General features: G+C 64.2%; 12 protein-coding genes. 7 read left to right on the top strand and 5 right to left on the bottom strand.

Annotated features, from left to right (window positions below; translation table 11 throughout):
- The first annotated feature begins 4 nt into the window (after positions 1-4).
- From pimC to JJB99_RS33550, 4 genes are all read left to right on the top strand, one after another.
- Complete coding sequence (pimC, locus tag JJB99_RS33565) at positions 5-1,195, top strand: pimeloyl-CoA dehydrogenase large subunit (protein WP_200496381.1); 1,191 nt, start codon at positions 5-7, stop codon at positions 1,193-1,195.
- Between the two features lie 162 nt (positions 1,196-1,357).
- Positions 1,358-2,500, top strand: coding sequence for a pimeloyl-CoA dehydrogenase small subunit (gene pimD / locus JJB99_RS33560; RefSeq protein ID WP_200496380.1), 1,143 nt, complete (start codon positions 1,358-1,360; stop codon positions 2,498-2,500).
- Positions 2,501-2,647: 147 nt separating this feature from the next.
- Positions 2,648-3,421, top strand: coding sequence for an SDR family NAD(P)-dependent oxidoreductase (locus JJB99_RS33555; protein ID WP_200496379.1), 774 nt, complete (start codon positions 2,648-2,650; stop codon positions 3,419-3,421).
- A 148-nt stretch (positions 3,422-3,569) separates the two neighbouring features.
- Positions 3,570-3,917 (top strand): endonuclease domain-containing protein, encoded by a 348-nt coding sequence (locus JJB99_RS33550; RefSeq protein WP_246775094.1) that lies wholly within the window; start codon positions 3,570-3,572, stop codon positions 3,915-3,917.
- Positions 3,918-3,976: 59 nt separating this feature from the next.
- On the opposite strand, the gene JJB99_RS33545 is transcribed toward JJB99_RS33550, so the two are convergent.
- Both JJB99_RS33545 and JJB99_RS33540 read right to left on the bottom strand, forming a co-directional pair.
- A complete protein-coding gene (locus JJB99_RS33545; RefSeq protein WP_200493737.1) occupies positions 3,977-5,131 on the bottom strand; it encodes an IS481 family transposase in 1,155 nt (384 codons plus the stop codon).
- Positions 5,132-5,260: 129 nt separating this feature from the next.
- Entirely contained in the window at positions 5,261-6,559 is a 1,299-nt protein-coding gene (locus tag JJB99_RS33540; protein ID WP_200496377.1) for an IS4 family transposase, read from the bottom strand.
- A gap of 433 nt (positions 6,560-6,992) precedes the next feature.
- On the opposite strand from JJB99_RS33540, the gene glpK reads away from it, so the two are divergent.
- The gene (glpK, locus tag JJB99_RS33535; RefSeq protein ID WP_200496376.1) at positions 6,993-8,498 is read left to right on the top strand and encodes a glycerol kinase GlpK; all 1,506 of its coding nucleotides are present in this window, start codon (positions 6,993-6,995) and stop codon (positions 8,496-8,498) included.
- 785 nt (positions 8,499-9,283) lie between these two features.
- Here glpK and JJB99_RS33525 read toward each other — a convergent pair.
- Positions 9,284-9,766, bottom strand: coding sequence for a hypothetical protein (locus JJB99_RS33525; RefSeq protein ID WP_200496374.1), 483 nt, complete (start codon positions 9,764-9,766; stop codon positions 9,284-9,286).
- A gap of 11 nt (positions 9,767-9,777) precedes the next feature.
- Complete coding sequence (locus tag JJB99_RS33520; RefSeq protein WP_200496373.1) at positions 9,778-10,725, bottom strand: threonine/serine dehydratase; 948 nt, start codon at positions 10,723-10,725, stop codon at positions 9,778-9,780.
- A 63-nt stretch (positions 10,726-10,788) separates the two neighbouring features.
- On the opposite strand from JJB99_RS33520, the gene JJB99_RS33515 reads away from it, so the two are divergent.
- Both JJB99_RS33515 and JJB99_RS33510 read left to right on the top strand, forming a co-directional pair.
- The gene (locus JJB99_RS33515) at positions 10,789-11,091 is read left to right on the top strand and encodes an ArsR/SmtB family transcription factor (RefSeq protein WP_200496372.1); all 303 of its coding nucleotides are present in this window, start codon (positions 10,789-10,791) and stop codon (positions 11,089-11,091) included.
- 141 nt (positions 11,092-11,232) lie between these two features.
- The gene (locus JJB99_RS33510) at positions 11,233-11,862 is read left to right on the top strand and encodes a glutathione S-transferase family protein (RefSeq protein WP_200496371.1); all 630 of its coding nucleotides are present in this window, start codon (positions 11,233-11,235) and stop codon (positions 11,860-11,862) included.
- 371 nt (positions 11,863-12,233) lie between these two features.
- On the opposite strand, the gene metH is transcribed toward JJB99_RS33510, so the two are convergent.
- Positions 12,234-16,085, bottom strand: a complete 3,852-nt coding sequence (metH, locus tag JJB99_RS33505; protein ID WP_200496370.1) for a methionine synthase — start codon at positions 16,083-16,085, stop codon at positions 12,234-12,236.
- Between the last annotated feature and the right edge of the window lie 2 nt (positions 16,086-16,087).

The raw sequence follows: 16,087 nt of genomic DNA, 5'->3' as shown, positions 1-16,087 counted from the left end.
TCCGATGGATCTCGCATTCACGAAAGAAGAGCAGGCGTTTCGCGAGGAAGTGCGATCATTCTTCCGCGACAACGTGCCGCCGGATACGCGGCGCAAGCTGGTCGAGGGCCGCCATCTCAGCAAGGACGAGATGGTGACCTGGTGGCGCATCCTCAATAAGAAGGGCTGGGGCGTCAGCCACTGGCCGACGCAATATGGCGGCACCGGGTGGACCTCCGTGCAGCACTACATCTTCAACGAGGAGCTGCAGTCCTATCCGGCGCCGCAGCCGCTCGCCTTCGGCGTCAGCATGGTTGGCCCGGTCATCTACACCTTCGGCAACGAGGAGCAGAAGAAAAAGTATCTACCGCGCATCGCCAATGTCGACGACTGGTGGTGCCAGGGTTTCTCCGAGCCCGGCTCCGGCTCGGACCTTGCTTCGCTGAAGACCAAGGCCGAGCGCCGTGGCGACAAGTGGATCATCAACGGCCAGAAGACCTGGACCACGCTCGCCCAGCACGCCGACATGATCTTCTGCCTCTGCCGCACCGATCCGAGCGCCAAGAAGCAGATGGGCATCTCCTTCATCGTGTTCTCGATGAAGTCGAAGGGCGTCACTGTGCGCCCGATCCAGACCATCGACGGCGGCGCCGAGGTCAACGAGGTGTTCTTCGACGACGTCGAAGTGCCGATCGAGAACCTGATCGGCGAGGAGAACAAGGGCTGGGACTATGCCAAATTCCTGCTCGGCAATGAGCGCACCGGCATCGCCCGAGTCGGCGTCTCCAAGGAGCGGCTGCGCCGCATCCGCGATCTCGCCGGCAAGGTCGAATTCGGCGGCAAGCCGATCATCCAGGACGCTGCCTTCCGCGAGAAGCTCGCCGCGTGCGAGATCGAGCTCAAGGCGCTGGAGCTGACGCAGCTCCGCGTCGTGGCCGACGAAGGCAAGCACGGCAAGGGCAAGCCCAATCCGGCGTCCTCGGTGCTGAAGATCAAGGGCTCCGAAATCCAGCAGACCACCACCGAACTCCTGATGGAAGTGATCGGCCCATTCGCCGCGCCCTACGACGTGCACGGCGACGACGGCTCGAACGAAGCCATGGACTGGACCGCCCAGATCGCGCCGAGCTACTTCAACAACCGCAAGGTCTCGATCTACGGCGGCTCCAACGAGATCCAGCGCAACATCATCGCCAAGGCGGTGCTGGGGCTTTGATTCAACAAGACGGTGTCGTCCTCCGCGAAGGCGGGGGACCCAGTACGCCGCGGCAGTCGTGAGTACGGCAGGCGGCTGCGTTTACTGGATCCCCGCCTTCGCGGGGATGACGTCTGAGGGTGAGGCGACGGCAGGGCAATTCCCGCCGATTTGGAGAGAAACATGGATTTTGACCTGAACGAGGAGCAGCGGCTTCTCAAGGATAGCATCGACGGCCTGCTGACCGATTCCTACGATTTCGAGAGCCGCAAGAAATACATGAAAGAGAAGGGCGGCTGGAGCAAAGCCGTCTGGCTCAAGCTCGCCGAGCAGGGCCTGCTCGGTCTGCCCTTCAGCGAGGCCGATGGCGGCTTCGGCGGCGGCGGCGTCGAGACCATGATCGTGATGGAGGCGCTCGGCAAGGCGCTGGTGCTCGAGCCGTATCTGCCGACGGTGGTGATCGGCGGCGGCTTCCTGCGCCATGCCGGCACCGACGCGCAGAAGGCCGCGCATATGCCCGGCATCATCGACGGCAGCAAGACGCTGGCCTTCGCCCAGCTCGAGAAGAACTCGCGCTACGATCTGTTCGACGTCACCACGACCGCGAAGAAGAAGGGCGACGGCTGGGTCATCGACGGCGAGAAATTCGTCGTGCTGAACGGCGAGAACGCCGATACGCTGATCGTCACGGCGCGCACCAGGGGCGAGCGCCGCGACACGACCGGCATCGGCGTGTTCCTGGTCCCGGCGGATGCCAAGGGCGTGACCAAGAAGTCCTATCCGACCCAGGACGGCTTGCATGCGGCCGACATCACCTTCACCGGTGTCGAGGTCGGCGCCGACGCCGCGCTCGGCAATCCCGACGACTCGCTCGCTTTGATCGAGCGTGTGGTGGACGAGGCCCGCGTCGCACTGTGCGCCGAAGCCGTCGGCCTGATGGACGAATCGCTCAAGACCACGGTCGAATACATCAAGACCCGAAAACAGTTCGGTGTGCCGATCGGCTCGTTCCAGTCGCTCCAGCACCGCGCCTCCGACATGTTCGTCGCCACCGAGCAGGCGCGCTCGATGTCGATGTTCGCGACCATGGCGAACGATTTCGAGAACGCCAAGGAGCGCAGCAACGCCATCGCCGCGGCCAAGGTGCAGATCGGCAAGTCGGCCAAATTCGTCGGACAGCAGTCGATCCAGCTCCATGGCGGCATCGGCATGACCATGGAGGCGAAGATCGGCCACTATTTCAAGCGCCTCACCATGATCGAGAACACCTTCGGCGACACCGACTACCACCAGCGCCGCGTCGCGGATGCGGGCGGGTTGATCTAACCACACGACGACTGTCATCCCCCGCGAAAGCGGGGGATCCAGTACGCCGCGGCCTCACGACTCCAGCCGCGCCGACTCTGGAATACTGGATCGCCCGGTCAAGCCGGCCGATGACACCGAACAAGCCGACGCAACGGAGCAACACCAATGAAAAACACCCCGTTCGATCTCACCGGAAAAGTCGCCGTGGTCACCGGCTCCAGCCGCGGCATCGGCCGCTCTTCCGCGGAACTGCTGGCCAAGCTCGGCGCCAAGGTCGTGGTCTCCTCCCGCAAGGCAGAGGCCTGCAAGGAGGTCGCCGACGGCATCATTGCATCAGGCGGTGACGCCATCGTCATCCCCTGCAACATTGCGCGCAAGAACGAGGTCGAGGCGCTGATTGCGGGCGCCACCAAGCACTACGGCAAGATCGACATCCTCGTCTGTAACGCCGCGGTGAACCCCTATTACGGCCCGTTGCTCGACATCACGGACGAAGCCTTCGACAAGATCATGGGCAGCAACGTCAAGAGCAACATCTGGCTCTGCGCGCTGGCAATCCCGCAGATGGCCGAACGCGGCAGCGGCTCCGTCGTCATCATCTCCTCGATCGGCGGCTTGCGCGGCTCGACCGTGATCGGCGCCTACGGCATCTCCAAGGCCGCCGACTTCGCGCTGTGCCGCTCGCTCGCCGGCGAATGGGGCCCGAAAGGCGTCCGCGTCAATTGCATCGCGCCCGGCCTCGTCAAGACCGACTTCGCCCGCGCGCTGTGGGAAGACGAAGCCAACCTCAAGCGCCGCACCGCCACCACGCCGCTCCGCCGCATCGGCGAGCCCGACGAAATCGCCGGCGCGGTAGCCTATCTCGCCTCCGACGCCTCCAGCTTCATGACCGGCCAGACCATCGTGATCGACGGCGGCGTGACGACGGCGGCAGTGTAGGCACCACTTGCAATTGCATCAAGGCGACGCTTCCCTTGCCCTCCCCTGGAGGGGGGAGGGTCGCTCACGCGAAGCGTGAGCGGGGTGGGGTGAAGCCACACAAATGGTCTCAACATCAATCCAACGCGCCGCCGCAAAGAAGCTGAGGGTGAACACCACCCCGCATGAACGGACGCTGTGGCGCGCCCTCAAAGACCTCCCGATGGACGGCTCACACTTCCGCCGCCAAGCTCCAATCGGTCCCTACGTCGTCGACTTCTTCTGTCCAGCCAAGCAGCCCATCATCGAACTCGACGGTGGCCATCACAACGAAGATGATGTCGCTGCGCGAGACATCGAACGCCAACGCTGGCTCGAGAACAAAGGCTACCGCGTCATCCGCTTCTGGAATTCGGAGATCACGAGCGACCTGACGGCCGTGCTCGAACGCATCTACGTCGAGCTGTACGGATCGCGCGAGGCGGAAACGACACCCCTGAAGCACCGCCGAACGTAGCCGCTTGTCCAGCGGATGGATGGGTAACAAAACAGACCGGATGGATAGGTAACAATCGTTCATGGTTTGGTCGGCTGCGGCGCTGCGCTAGCGCAGCGCCGCAGCCTGCGTGTTTTCTGGTCGATGATGCCGATCGGTATGTGGAAGAAGCGCACTTGCCATTGCCCATCGGCGGCCTCCTCGACGGCAACGGCCTCACCAATGAGAGCGCTGGAGATGTGAATGAGTTCGCCGCGCCACTTGATCTCGCCGTTGGAGCGGACCTGGCGCACCGCGGCTTCGGCTGGATAATCCGGCTCCGGAAGCCGCCTCGGCATCGCACGAGACGAAGGCTGATAGACGCTGGCAGGTGGGCGCTGGCCAAGTGACTCGTGCGGTCGTTCTTCGTTGTAGTCGCGCACGAATGCCGCGAAGCGACGAGCCTGCGCGGCCTGGGTCGGCGGCGGCGGCTGCATGGCCTCCAGAAGCGTGAGGTGAAAACGCTCGTGGCGGCCGTTCTGCTGTGGATGGCCGGGATCAATCCGTTCATGGCGGATGCCAAGCTTGATCCACCATACCGACAGTGCCGTCAGGCCCGTGGTTCCGGTCGAGGCGAACGGCGAGCCGTTGTCGGAGCGGATGATCTGCGGCAAGCCGTACTCGCGAAACGCCCGCTCCAGCAGCGGTTGGCACTCGGCATGTTGCGTGCTGCCCGTCGCCGCCAGGCTAATCAAATAGCGGCTGAAGCCATCGGTCACCGTGAACGGTTCAACGCGAGATCCGTCGCCCAGGCGGATCCAGCCCTTGTGATCGAGCGCCCATACATGGTTGGCATGCTGAGGCACCGTCAGTTGCCCCATGCGCGGCGGCGCACGCCGCCGGGTCCGACGGTTGCTCACCAGTCCCGCCCGTTTGAGAATCCCGCCCGCCGTCGAGGCCGACGGCCAATCGACGTCCCCTTGGCGAGCCTCAAGTTTGCTGACGATCTTGCGCGGTCCCCAGCTCGGCCGCTCAAGCCGCAGCCCCACAATCGCATCCACGATGTGCTGTGGTGTCGCCCGTCCATGAACCCGCGCGGCATGGGAGCGATCCGCCAGCCCGGCAGGTCCTTCCAACCGGTAGCGCTCCAGCCACTTATAACCGGTCTTGCGGCTAATCTCGTAGCGCTCGCAAAGCTCCGTCATCGTCCACAAGCCGGTTCGCTGATCCGAGATGAAGCGAACTCGTTCGTCCATTGTACAGCTCTCCCGCCAAGGCATCGGCTGATCCTCCCAGCCGACAGAGAACTGTCACCCATCCATCCGGTCTACTCTGTTACCTATCTATCCGGTCTGGACACGCTTCTCTTGCCCTCCCCTGGAGGGCTAAGGCGTGCACACTTCTCGGAGCCTCCAACCGAGAGCCATCTGCTCGAAGCGGTGCCAACCTCTTCGCATGGTGATGGGGCCGGGCGGCCGCTCGGAGGCGTAGCCGGTCCATCCTCCGAGCCGAGCAATGATCCATGCAAGCCAAGCGATGGAGTGCTCGGGATGAGGGTTCTTTTGCTTGACGGTTTTGCCTTCGAGCTTGACCTGCAAGGTTTTGAGTATCGGCAGCTGGTCCGCCGGCACTACGTCAGTGGCCGGACGGTCGACCGTGCCGTCGCGGGCGAGGACGAGTTGCATGATCTTGATAGCTGCCATCACCGCGATGGCGGCGAGCTTGAACAGCGCCTCGGCCGCCTCGACCTGGCTGCTCTCGATGTCGAGCCCTTGGCTTTTGCTGGTGCGGAACAGCTGCTCGATGTGCCAGCGCTGACGGTACCAAGCGACAATCTGCAGCGCTTGCTCAACCGTCGTCACCGCATGAGTAGTAACAAGGCGCCAGTGGATCGGCTCTTCGACAGAGGGATCGAGTTCCTTCACCTCTACCAAACGCAACGTCAATTGATGCGCCGCTTTCCGGTCGCTGCAGTTGGCCGGGCGCTTGATGGTCACCTCGCCAAAGCGCAGTGCGATCTTGGCCGTTCGGGCCGGACGGCCGGGCTGTGCCCGAACCTCCAAATCGAAGCGATGCTGGACCGGCCAGTTCTGGGCAATATCAAACAACCTTCCGCCACCCACCAAGGCGCGATCGCGACAGACGCGCGTGAGCAAATGGGTCCGAGCGTCAGGAATCCGGTCAAATTCTTCGTAAATGTCGCTCTCACGGTCGCCAATCACCGTGATCATCGCCGCCGCAGCAAGCGCACTCTTGGCGCCCGCAGCGCCCTTGATCCAACGATAGGACTCCTTCTCTTCGATCGGCTGGTTTCGGTAATCAGGCGATGCAGGCCCCCGGCGCGTCCAAATCTGCATCCCAGCGAGCCCGAGCAAGGCTCCGCTCCCGGCGTCAACTGCCAATACCGGATGCACAAACAAGCCCGGGTCAATCCCGTTACCGGAAGGGCCAAGGCCCCGGACCCGGCCGGCATGCCTCGCATAGTTCAGTTCCGTCGTGTCCTGGATCGCAAGCGCATGCAGCCCTGCAACCCGCTCCGACAGCACCTCTGCGCCATGCCCGGCGATCTCATCCACTGTCACGCTCGGATTGTTCAGCCAGCGGCTGAACCCCACCCATTCGGCACGGCCATCGGCGGCTGCGCGCAGGTTCATCGTGACGCGTTCGACGGCGCGCTGCAACAACAGCGCCCCCTTTTGGCCAGTCGAACGTCACCAAAACGGCCGACTGACCAATCCATTCCTGCCTTCAATGCGGTTATCCTTCTTGCAAACCGCACCGCAAGGAATCAGACTCGATTCCCTCAAGGCAAGAAAAATCGTGTGCACGCCTTAGCCTGGAGGGGGAGGGTCGGTTCGCATGCAGCGAAGCGGAATGCGAACCGGGGTGGGGTGACAGACCATCCGCGAATCCAGTGCTTCCGGATTTGTGGCATGGTTCGGCCGTGAGAAGGTGAGACCATCCGTGCGGCTTCACCCCACCCCGCTCGCGCTGCGCGCGATCGACCCTCCCCCTCCAGGGGAGGGTAAGCGCGTGCCAGCTTGACCTTCCCGCACCAATCCCGTTTCTTTGGCACGACGCCATAATCTCCCCCGGGACACGTCAAAGGTCACTTCCATGTCTTTCGTCCTCGCCATCGACCAGGGCACCACCTCTTCGCGCGCGATCGTATTCCGCGGCGACATTTCCATCGCCGCGAAAGCGCAAGCCGAATTCCCGCAGCATTTTCCGGCCTCGGGCTGGGTCGAGCACGAGCCCGAGGACATCTGGACCTCGACCGTGAACGTTTGCCGCGAAGCGATCGCGCAGGCCGGCATCACCGCAAAGGACATCGCCGCGATCGGCATCACCAACCAGCGCGAGACCACCGTGGTGTGGGACCGCGCCACCGGCCAGGCCGTGCACCGCGCCATCGTCTGGCAGGACCGCCGCACCGCCGACATCTGCGCCAAATTGAAAGCCGACGGCCGCGAGCCCGTGATCTCGCAAAAGACCGGCCTGATCATCGATCCCTATTTCTCCGGAACGAAGGTCGCCTGGATCCTCGACCACGTTCCCGGCGCACGCGCGCGTGCCGCGCGCGGCGAATTGATGTTCGGCACTGTCGATTGCTATCTGCTCTGGCGGCTCACCGGCGGCAAGGTGCACGCCACCGACGCCACCAACGCCTCGCGCACGCTGCTGTTCAACATCCACACCGGCCAGTGGGACGACGAGCTGCTGGAGATCATCGGCGTGCCGCGCTCGATGCTCCCGGAGGTGAAGGACTCCTCCGCCCGCTTCGGCGAGAGCACGCCCGATCTGTTCGGCGGCCCGATCGCGATCTCGGGCATCGCCGGCGACCAGCAGGCCGCCACCATCGGCCAAGCCTGCTTCCGCCCGGGCATGATGAAGTCCACCTACGGCACCGGCTGCTTTGCGCTGCTCAACACCGGCACCACGCCCGTGGTGTCCAAGAACAAGCTGCTCACCACCGTCGCCTACCAGCTCGCGGGCAAGCGCACCTATGCGCTCGAAGGCTCGATCTTCGTCGCAGGCTCAGCCGTGCAGTGGCTGCGCGACGGCCTCGGCATCATCAAGCACGCCGCCGAGACCGGCCCGCTCGCGGATCAGTCCGATTCCATGCAGAGCGTCTATCTGGTCCCAGCCTTCGTCGGCATGGGCGCGCCCTACTGGAATCCGCGCGTGCGCGGCGCGCTGTTCGGCCTCACCCGCAACACCGGCCCCGCCGAGCTCGCCCATGCCGCGCTCGAAAGCGTCTGCTACCAGACGTTTGACCTCTGGGCCGCGATGCGCGCGGACTGGCCGAGCTCGGAGGTCGCCAGCGTCGTGCTCCGCGTCGACGGCGGCATGACCGCCTCCGACTGGACCATGCAGCGGTTAGCCGATTTATTGGATGCGCCGGTCGACCGTCCCGTGATCCAGGAAACGACGGCGCTGGGGGCCGCCTATCTCGCCGGCCTCGAGGCAGGCGTCTATCCCGAGCCGACCAAATTCGCCGACAACTGGCGCCTCGAGCACCGCTTCAAGCCGAACATGAGCCAGGCGACAAGGGAGCGGAAGCTCGCGGGCTGGGCGCGCGCGGTGAAGGGCGTGCTGGCGAGCGACGAGGGGGAGGGGTGAACAATAGTGAATTAGCGCAACACAGCACTCTCTAGCTCGTGCTCCAACAGCAGCTTAAGTTCCTGTAAAGATTCGTTGCTAAGATGCCGGTCCCTCTCGAAGACATCTCGGCTGTTGTCAGCCAACAAAGATGATCGTTCCGACGCTTCAAGAAGTATCCTTGTTATCTTTGCTATCTGTGGAACTTCACTCCACAGGCGACTCGCCCGTGACGCCCACGAGTTAATGGCGTCGATCGTCATTCCAGCAAGCGGAGCCGATGCGCCAAATACGGAGTTAACACGGCCAAGAAACTCCCGCTCGGTGGATATCCGGATTTCAAAGCGCGTCCTTCGTACTTGACCGTCCATTTCTACGATTTCCTATCGATCAATAGCGTTCGAATGTCCTGTACCCATGGTTCAAGTTTGTTGAATAAGTCCATTACCTTTGCGTTGATCATTCCTTTTGGAGGAGGCAGTCCGCGCTGCCCCGCCATACGACAATTCATAATCGTTTCGTATTGTGCGACCGAAATTGGACATCGCGTCTTCAGCGGTAGTTTAAATGGAGAATAGCGCGAGAAGTCTGGCCTGGTGCACAATTCGGAAGAAGCAGCCATCGCGATATTTCTCAAGCAAACATAGATCAATCCTGCCTCGTAGACGGCATTGTTGTTGTTTTCGGCAAGCTGTTTTGGAATCCCGCGCAGCACATTTTGAAATGACACTATATCCTGATAAGCGTCGCGATACTCATTTGGTGCGCCAATCCTGTGTATTGCTTGTCGCGATCAGTGCCGTGGTTCATTTGCAATCTCTCCGCCCCGGTCCAGATCGGCGCGCGCTGCAAGTCCGGTTTCCTGTGCCCTCTGACTTGTATCGACAGATAAGTTCCTTGTCATTCCTCAAATCATCGCATTGAAGCACGTCGATCCCGTCTACTCCGACCGGCAGGTGAATCCCGCGTGCTGCCACACCTCGCCATAGGCGAGGACCAGCAGCGAGGCGTCCATCCTGGTGTCGCGGGCAGATGCGCCCCGCGCTGCCGTTGGGGCTGATCTCGAAGGCGCAGTCGAGCTCGCAATCGGAGGGGCGGCGCGGCAGCGTGTCGGCCACCATGACGTCGCACCGAAGCACGGCTTGTTTATTTTCTCGGCCGTTATCGGCAAAGAGCTGGCAGACGACGTTGCGCGACGGCGTCAGGAAGTCGATCGGCAGGTCCTGCGCTTGAGCGTGGCCAAGGGGCAATGCGAGCAAGATCGACATCAGGAAGACGGCGCCCGGCATGCAACCCCCCGCTAGCCATCGAAACTCACCGCCGTCGTGTTGGCGCCGCAGAGCAGCACCGCGACGCGCTCGCCCGGCGAGGGACGATAGCGGCTGGAGAGCAGCGCCGCAAACGCGGCCGCGCCGCCGGGTTCAGTGACGAGACGCAGGCGCGACCACAGCGCGGCCTGGGCCTGCCGGATCGCGTCGTCGCTGACCAGGAAGACACGCTCGACATGCGCCCGCGCGATCGGAAACATCAGGTCACCGACTCGCCGCGGCGCGAGGCTGTCGGCGGCGAGGCCGCCGGCCGGCGCGTCGGCCGGAGCGCCCGCCGCAAACGCTGTGTGCAGGGTCGGCGACTGCTCCGGCTCGACCGCGACGATGCGGGTTCTGCCGGCGTACCAGGCCGCGATGCCGCCGATCAGCCCGCCGCCGCCGACCGCCACCAGCAGCGTGTCGATATCAGGAGCATCCTGCTCCAGCTCCAGGGCGACGCTGCCCTGGCCGAGCAGGGTTTCGGACTGGTCGTAGGCATGGACGGCCATGGCGCCGGTCTGCGCGACATGCGCTTCGCTGGCGGCGAGCGCATCGGCGTAGCGGCTGCCCGCGATCACGAGCTTGGCGCCATAGCCATTGATGCGCTCGGCCTTGGCGGGTGAGGTGATGTCGGGAACGAAGATCGTGGCACGGATGCCGAGCCGCTGCGCCGCATAGGCGACGGCTGCGCCGTGATTGCCGCCGGATGCGGCGACCACGCCGGTCTCCGGCACCTGCCGCAGCAGCAGGTTGGCGAAGGCGCCCCGCGCCTTGAACGACCCCGAGTGCTGCAGCAGCTCGAGCTTGAACGTGACAGGCGCGGCCGGCAGGCCGAAATCGGCGAGATCGGCCTGAACCAGCGGCGTGCGCCTGATATGCGGACGGATGACGGTCTCGGTCGCCGCGATCCGCTCCCGCGTGATGTCGGTGGTCATTGCCATGCTGGCATCCTTGATAGCGCGTCCGGGAGTTGACATCAATTAGGTATTTAGCAAAATGGCTAAATGAAGTTCGACGCCGCATTGCGCGCGCTGGCCAATGAGCGCCGGCTCCGGATCCTGGAATGGCTGCGGGATCCGCGGCGGCATTTTCGTGAGCAGGCCGACGGCGACCTGGTCGAGGACGGCGTCTGCGGCTTGCTGATCGCCGAGAAGCTCGGCGTCAGCGCGCCGACGGTGAGCGAGCACATGCGGGTGCTGACGGCCGCCAAGCTGGTGCGCGCTAAGCGCATCAAGCAGTGGACCATGTACAAGCGCAACGAGGCCGCGATCGCGGCGATCAAGCGTTCGATTCAGGATGGCCTTTGAGCGCGCGGCGTGTGACAGCATCGCTGGCGCTGTTGCACCCGACGCAATGCTCCATTTCCAAGATATTCCTTGCGCGGCAGCGGTCTTGTCACCGACACTGATCGGCCCTGCCCTAGCCAACGACTGACAAGAGCGAGACCCATGTTTCTGATCGGCCAATACGATTCCCCCTTCGTCCGCCGCGTCGCGATTGCGCTGAAGCTTTACGGGCTCGCCTTCGAGCACAAGCCGTGGTCGACCTTCGGCGATGCCGATCAGATCGCGCCCTACAATCCCCTGCGCCGGGTGCCGACGCTGGTGCTCGATGACGGCGAGGCGTTGATCGAGAGCACGATCATTCTCGATTATCTCGACGAACTCGTCGGCCCAGGGAAGGCGATGCTGCCGCGCGGCGGCGCCGAGCGACGGCGTCACTTGCGCATTTGTGCGCTCGCCACCGGCCTCGGCGACAAGGCGGTGAGCCTGCTCTACGAGCGCGTGTTGCGGAAGGAGCAGCTTGCGCTATGGGTCGAGCGTTGCCAGGCGCAGATCGGTGACGTGCTCGCCGTGCTGGAGGCCGAGCGCGCCAAGGTGACGACGCCGTTCTGGCTGGGCGAGCGCATTGGCCACGCCGATATCGCCGCTGCCTGCGTCGTCCGCTTCACCCGCGAGGCGCATCCGCAGCTGTTCGACATCTCGCGCTATCCGGCATTGTCCGCGCATGCCGAGCGTTGCGAGGCGCTGGCGCCGTTTAAGGAAATCGTGCAGCCGCTCGCCCCGCCGAAAGGGTGAGACGCCTTTTACCCTCCCCTGGAGGGGTCCGGGACGAGCGTAGCTCGCCCGTGGTCGATCGCGCGCAGCGCGAGCGGGGTGGGGTGATCCCTCCGCTCGGGCACCGCATCCGTGGAAAGACCGTCACCCCACCTCGGTTCGCATTGCATGCGAACCGATCCTCCCCCTCCAGGGGAGGATGGGCACCGCGCGCGTGGGCAAGAGATGGGGAACAGCCGCACGACACCGACGCTGCGGGCGATGATGGAATATTACAGCTGTCTTGCCCGACGGCGCAAGCGAATTCGGCAAGACCGAAATTGCTCAACCCCTTCAACCCCATCGCTACTGTGCATGGGGTTGTTTTCTCACTTTTTCGTTTGAAGGCGCGCCTATCCGGCCCCCGCGCGCTTCTTCTGCCACACCAGGTGCACCGCGCAGGTACAGCCGGGCGGATGTGAGGCGAGGTCGTTCGGCGTCTCGTCGTTCGCGGGCTTCGCCGCCAAAGCCTTGTCGGCGTCCTGTTGCTGCGGAATGTAGTTCAGCACCGGCGCCAGCCAGCGCTCGGTCTCGGCCACACTCATGCCCTTGCGGGCGGCATAGTCCTCGACCTGGTCGCGCTCGATCTTGCCGACGCCGAAATAATAGCTCTCGGGGCTGGCGAAATAGAGCCCTGATACGGATGAGCCCGGCCACATCGCAAAGCTCTCGGTCAGCTTGACGCCGGCCGTCGCCTCCGCATCGAGCAGCTCGAACAGCGTCGCCTTCTCGGTGTGGTCGGGCTGCGCGGGATAGCCGGGCGCGGGGCGGATGCCCTGGTACTTCTCCAGGATCATCTCGTCGTTGCTGAGGTTCTCGTCCGGCGCATAGGCCCAGAACTCGCGGCGCACGCGGGCATGCATGCGCTCGGCGAAGGCTTCCGCGAGGCGGTCGGCCAGCGCCTTGCACAGGATCGAGGAGTAGTCGTCATTCGCCTTCTTGAAGCGGTCGGCGACCGCGTCCTCGCCGATCCCGGCGGTGACGACGAAGCCGCCGATATAGTCGGGCACGCCGGCGGGCGCGATGAAGTCGGCCAGCGCCGCGTTGAAGCGGCCCTCGCGCTTCTCGAGTTGCTGGCGCAGCGTGTGCAGCGTTGCGATTGGCTTGCTCCGGCTCTCATCGGCATAGAGCACGATGTCGTCGCCTTGCGCATTCGCCGGCCAGAAGCCGATCGTCGCGCGTGCCCGGAACCATTTTTCCTTGACGATCAGGTCGAGCATCTTGCGCGCGTCATCATAGAGCGAGCGCGCGACCTCGCCGACCTTGGCATCGTCGAGGATCGCGGGGAAGCGTCCGGCGAGCTCCCAGGTCTGGAAGAATGGCGTCCAGTCGATATAAGGCACCAGCTCGGCGAGGTCGTAGTCGTCAAAGCTCCTGGTGCCGAGGAAGGTCGGCTTCACCGGCTTGCTCTTGGCAAAGTCGACTGGCACGCGGTTGGCGCGGGCGTCAGCCAGCTTCAGCCGTTTCTTGTCGGCCTGCGCGCGCAGATGCGCCTCCGAGATCTTTGCGTATTCCGCCCGCACCTCGGCGGCATAGGCCTCCCGCTTCTCCGGCGAGAGCAGCGCGGAGGCGACGCCGACGGCGCGGCTCGCGTCATTGACATGCACCACCGGACCGGCGCGATAGCTCGGGTCGATCTTGACCGCCGTGTGCACCCGGCTCGTGGTTGCGCCGCCGATCAGGAGCGGCAGCTTGAGGCCTTCGCGCTGCAATTCGCCGGCGAAGAACGCCATCTCGTCGAGCGAGGGCGTGATCAGGCCTGAGAGCCCGACGATGTCGGCCTTCTCCGCCTTCACGGTCTCGACGATCTTGGCGGCCGGCACCATCACGCCGAGATCGATGACCTCGAAATTGTTGCACTGGAGCACGATGCCGACAATGTTCTTGCCGATGTCGTGGACGTCGCCCTTGACGGTCGCAAGCACGATCTTGCCGGCGGACGAGGAGCCTTCCGTGCCGATGCCGTTGGCGAGGTTGCGCGCCTTCTCTTCTTCCATGAACGGCATTAGCCAGGCCACGGCCTGCTTCATGACGCGCGCGGACTTCACCACCTGCGGCAGGAACATCTTGCCGTCGCCGAAGAGGTCGCCGACCACGTTCATGCCGGCCATCAGCGGTCCTTCGATCACGTCGAGCGGACGCGAGGAGGCCTTGCGGGCTTCTTCGGTGTCCTGCTCGATGAACTCGGTGATCCCATGCACCAGCGAGTGCGACAGCCGCTTCTCCACCGGCCATTCTCGCCAGGCGAGGTCGGCTTCCTTGGCCTCCGTCTTCTTGCCGCGGAATTTCTCCGCAAGCGCCAAGAGGCGCTCGGACGCGCCCGGATCGCGGTTGAGGATGACATCCTCGCAGGTCTGGCGCAATTCGGGGTCGATGTCGTCATAGACGATCATCTGCCCGGCATTGACGATGCCCATGTCCATGCCGGCCTTGATGGCGTGATACAGGAACACCGAGTGCATGGCCTCGCGCACCGGCTCGTTGCCGCGGAACGAGAACGACAGATTGGAGACGCCGCCCGAGATGTGGGCGCCCGGCAAGTTCTGCCGGATCCAGCGCGTCGCCTCGATGAAGTCGACGCCGTAATTGTTGTGCTCCTCGATGCCGGTCGCGATCGCAAAGATATTCGGATCGAAGATGATGTCCTCAGGCGGGAAGCCGACCTTGTTCACGAGGATGTCGTGGGCGCGCTTGCAGATCTCGGTCTTGCGCGCGAAGGTATCGGCCTGGCCGATTTCGTCGAACGCCATCACCACGACCGCCGCGCCGTGCCGGCGCGCGATCTTGGCCTCGTGAATGAATTTCTCCTCGCCTTCCTTCATCGAGATCGAATTGACGACCGGCTTGCCCTGCACGCATTTCAGCCCCGCCTCGATCACGGAGAATTTCGAGGAGTCCACCATCACGGGGACGCGGGCGATGTCGGGCTCGGCTGCGACGAGGTTGAGGAAGGTCACCATCGCTGCTTCGGAATCGAGCAGACCCTCGTCCATGTTGACGTCGATGATCTGCGCGCCGTTCTCGACCTGGTCGCGCGCGACTTGCAGCGCCGCGGTGTAGTCGCCGGCGGTGATCAGCTTGCGGAAGCGGGCCGAGCCCGTGACGTTGGTGCGCTCGCCGACATTCACGAACGGAATCGCATCCGTCAGCACGAACGGTTCGAGGCCGGAGAGCCGCAGGCGCGGCTCGATCTCCGGCACGATGCGCGGCTTGTGCGAGGCGACCGCAGCCGCAATCGCGGCGATGTGGTCCGGTGTGGTGCCGCAGCAGCCGCCGACGATGTTGACCAGACCGTCACGGGCGAACCCGCCGATCAGCCGGGCCATGTACTCCGGGGTCTCGTCGTACTGGCCGAACTCGTTGGGCAGGCCGGCGTTGGGATAGGCGCAGACGAGCGTGTCGGCGACGCGGCCGATATCGGCGATATGGGCGCGCAGATCTTCGGCGCCGAGCGCGCAGTTGAAGCCGATCGTGATGGGCCTCGCGTGCCGCACCGAATTCCAGAATGCTTCCGGCATCTGGCCGGAGAGCAGGCGGCCGGATTTGTCGGTGATGGTGCCCGAGACCATGACGGGCACGTCGATGCCGCGCGCCTCGGTGATCTCGGCGATCGCATACAGCGCCGCCTTGGCGTTCAGCGTGTCGAAGATGGTCTCGACCAGCAGCAAATCGACGCCGCCGTCGAGCATGCCATTGATCTGCTCGCCATAGGATTTGCGCAAATCGTCGAAGGTGACGGCGCGGTAGCCAGGATTGGACACGTCGGGCGAGATCGAGGCGGTGCGGTTGGTCGGGCCGATGGCACCCGCGACGAAGCGCGGCTTGCCGTCCTCGGCCTCGACGCGCCGTGCGGCGTTGCCGGCGAGGCGGGCGCCTTCGCGCGCCATCTCGTAGACGATGTCGGCGAGCTCGTAATCGGCCTGCGCAATCGAGGTCGTCGAGAACGTGTTGGTCGCGACGATGTCGGCGCCGGCGCGCAGATAGGCCGCGTGGATGTCCTCGATCGCTTGCGGCTGGGTCAGAATCAGGAGATCGTTATTGCCGCGCAGGTCGCGGTGGAAGTTCTTGAAGCGCTCGCCGCGGAAGGCGGCTTCGTCCAACTGGAGGTTCTGGATCATCGTGCCCATGGCGCCGTCGAGCACGAGGATGCGCTCGCGCGCGGCGGCGAGGAGGGCGGATCGCTTGGGAGAGGGAGATATGGGCATGT

The sequence above is a fragment of the Bradyrhizobium diazoefficiens genome, from assembly GCF_016616235.1.
Classification (GTDB): domain Bacteria; phylum Pseudomonadota; class Alphaproteobacteria; order Rhizobiales; family Xanthobacteraceae; genus Bradyrhizobium; species Bradyrhizobium diazoefficiens_H.
The sequence above is the reverse complement of the archived record's forward strand: the minus strand, read 5'-3'. Positions and strand labels throughout refer to the sequence as shown.

Coding starts and splice junctions, on each gene's coding strand:
- pimC (WP_200496381.1), top strand. CDS start 5: ATGGATCTCGCATTCACGAAAGAAGAGCAGGCGTTTCGCGAGGAAGTG.
- pimD (WP_200496380.1), top strand. CDS start 1,358: ATGGATTTTGACCTGAACGAGGAGCAGCGGCTTCTCAAGGATAGCATC.
- JJB99_RS33555 (WP_200496379.1), top strand. CDS start 2,648: ATGAAAAACACCCCGTTCGATCTCACCGGAAAAGTCGCCGTGGTCACC.
- JJB99_RS33545 (WP_200493737.1), bottom strand. CDS start 5,131: ATGGACGAACGAGTTCGCTTCATCTCGGATCAGCGAACCGGCTTGTGG.
- glpK (WP_200496376.1), top strand. CDS start 6,993: ATGTCTTTCGTCCTCGCCATCGACCAGGGCACCACCTCTTCGCGCGCG.
- JJB99_RS33525 (WP_200496374.1), bottom strand. CDS start 9,766: ATGCCGGGCGCCGTCTTCCTGATGTCGATCTTGCTCGCATTGCCCCTT.
- JJB99_RS33520 (WP_200496373.1), bottom strand. CDS start 10,725: ATGGCAATGACCACCGACATCACGCGGGAGCGGATCGCGGCGACCGAG.
- JJB99_RS33515 (WP_200496372.1), top strand. CDS start 10,789: ATGAAGTTCGACGCCGCATTGCGCGCGCTGGCCAATGAGCGCCGGCTC.
- JJB99_RS33510 (WP_200496371.1), top strand. CDS start 11,233: ATGTTTCTGATCGGCCAATACGATTCCCCCTTCGTCCGCCGCGTCGCG.
- metH (WP_200496370.1), bottom strand. CDS start 16,085: ATGCCCATATCTCCCTCTCCCAAGCGATCCGCCCTCCTCGCCGCCGCG.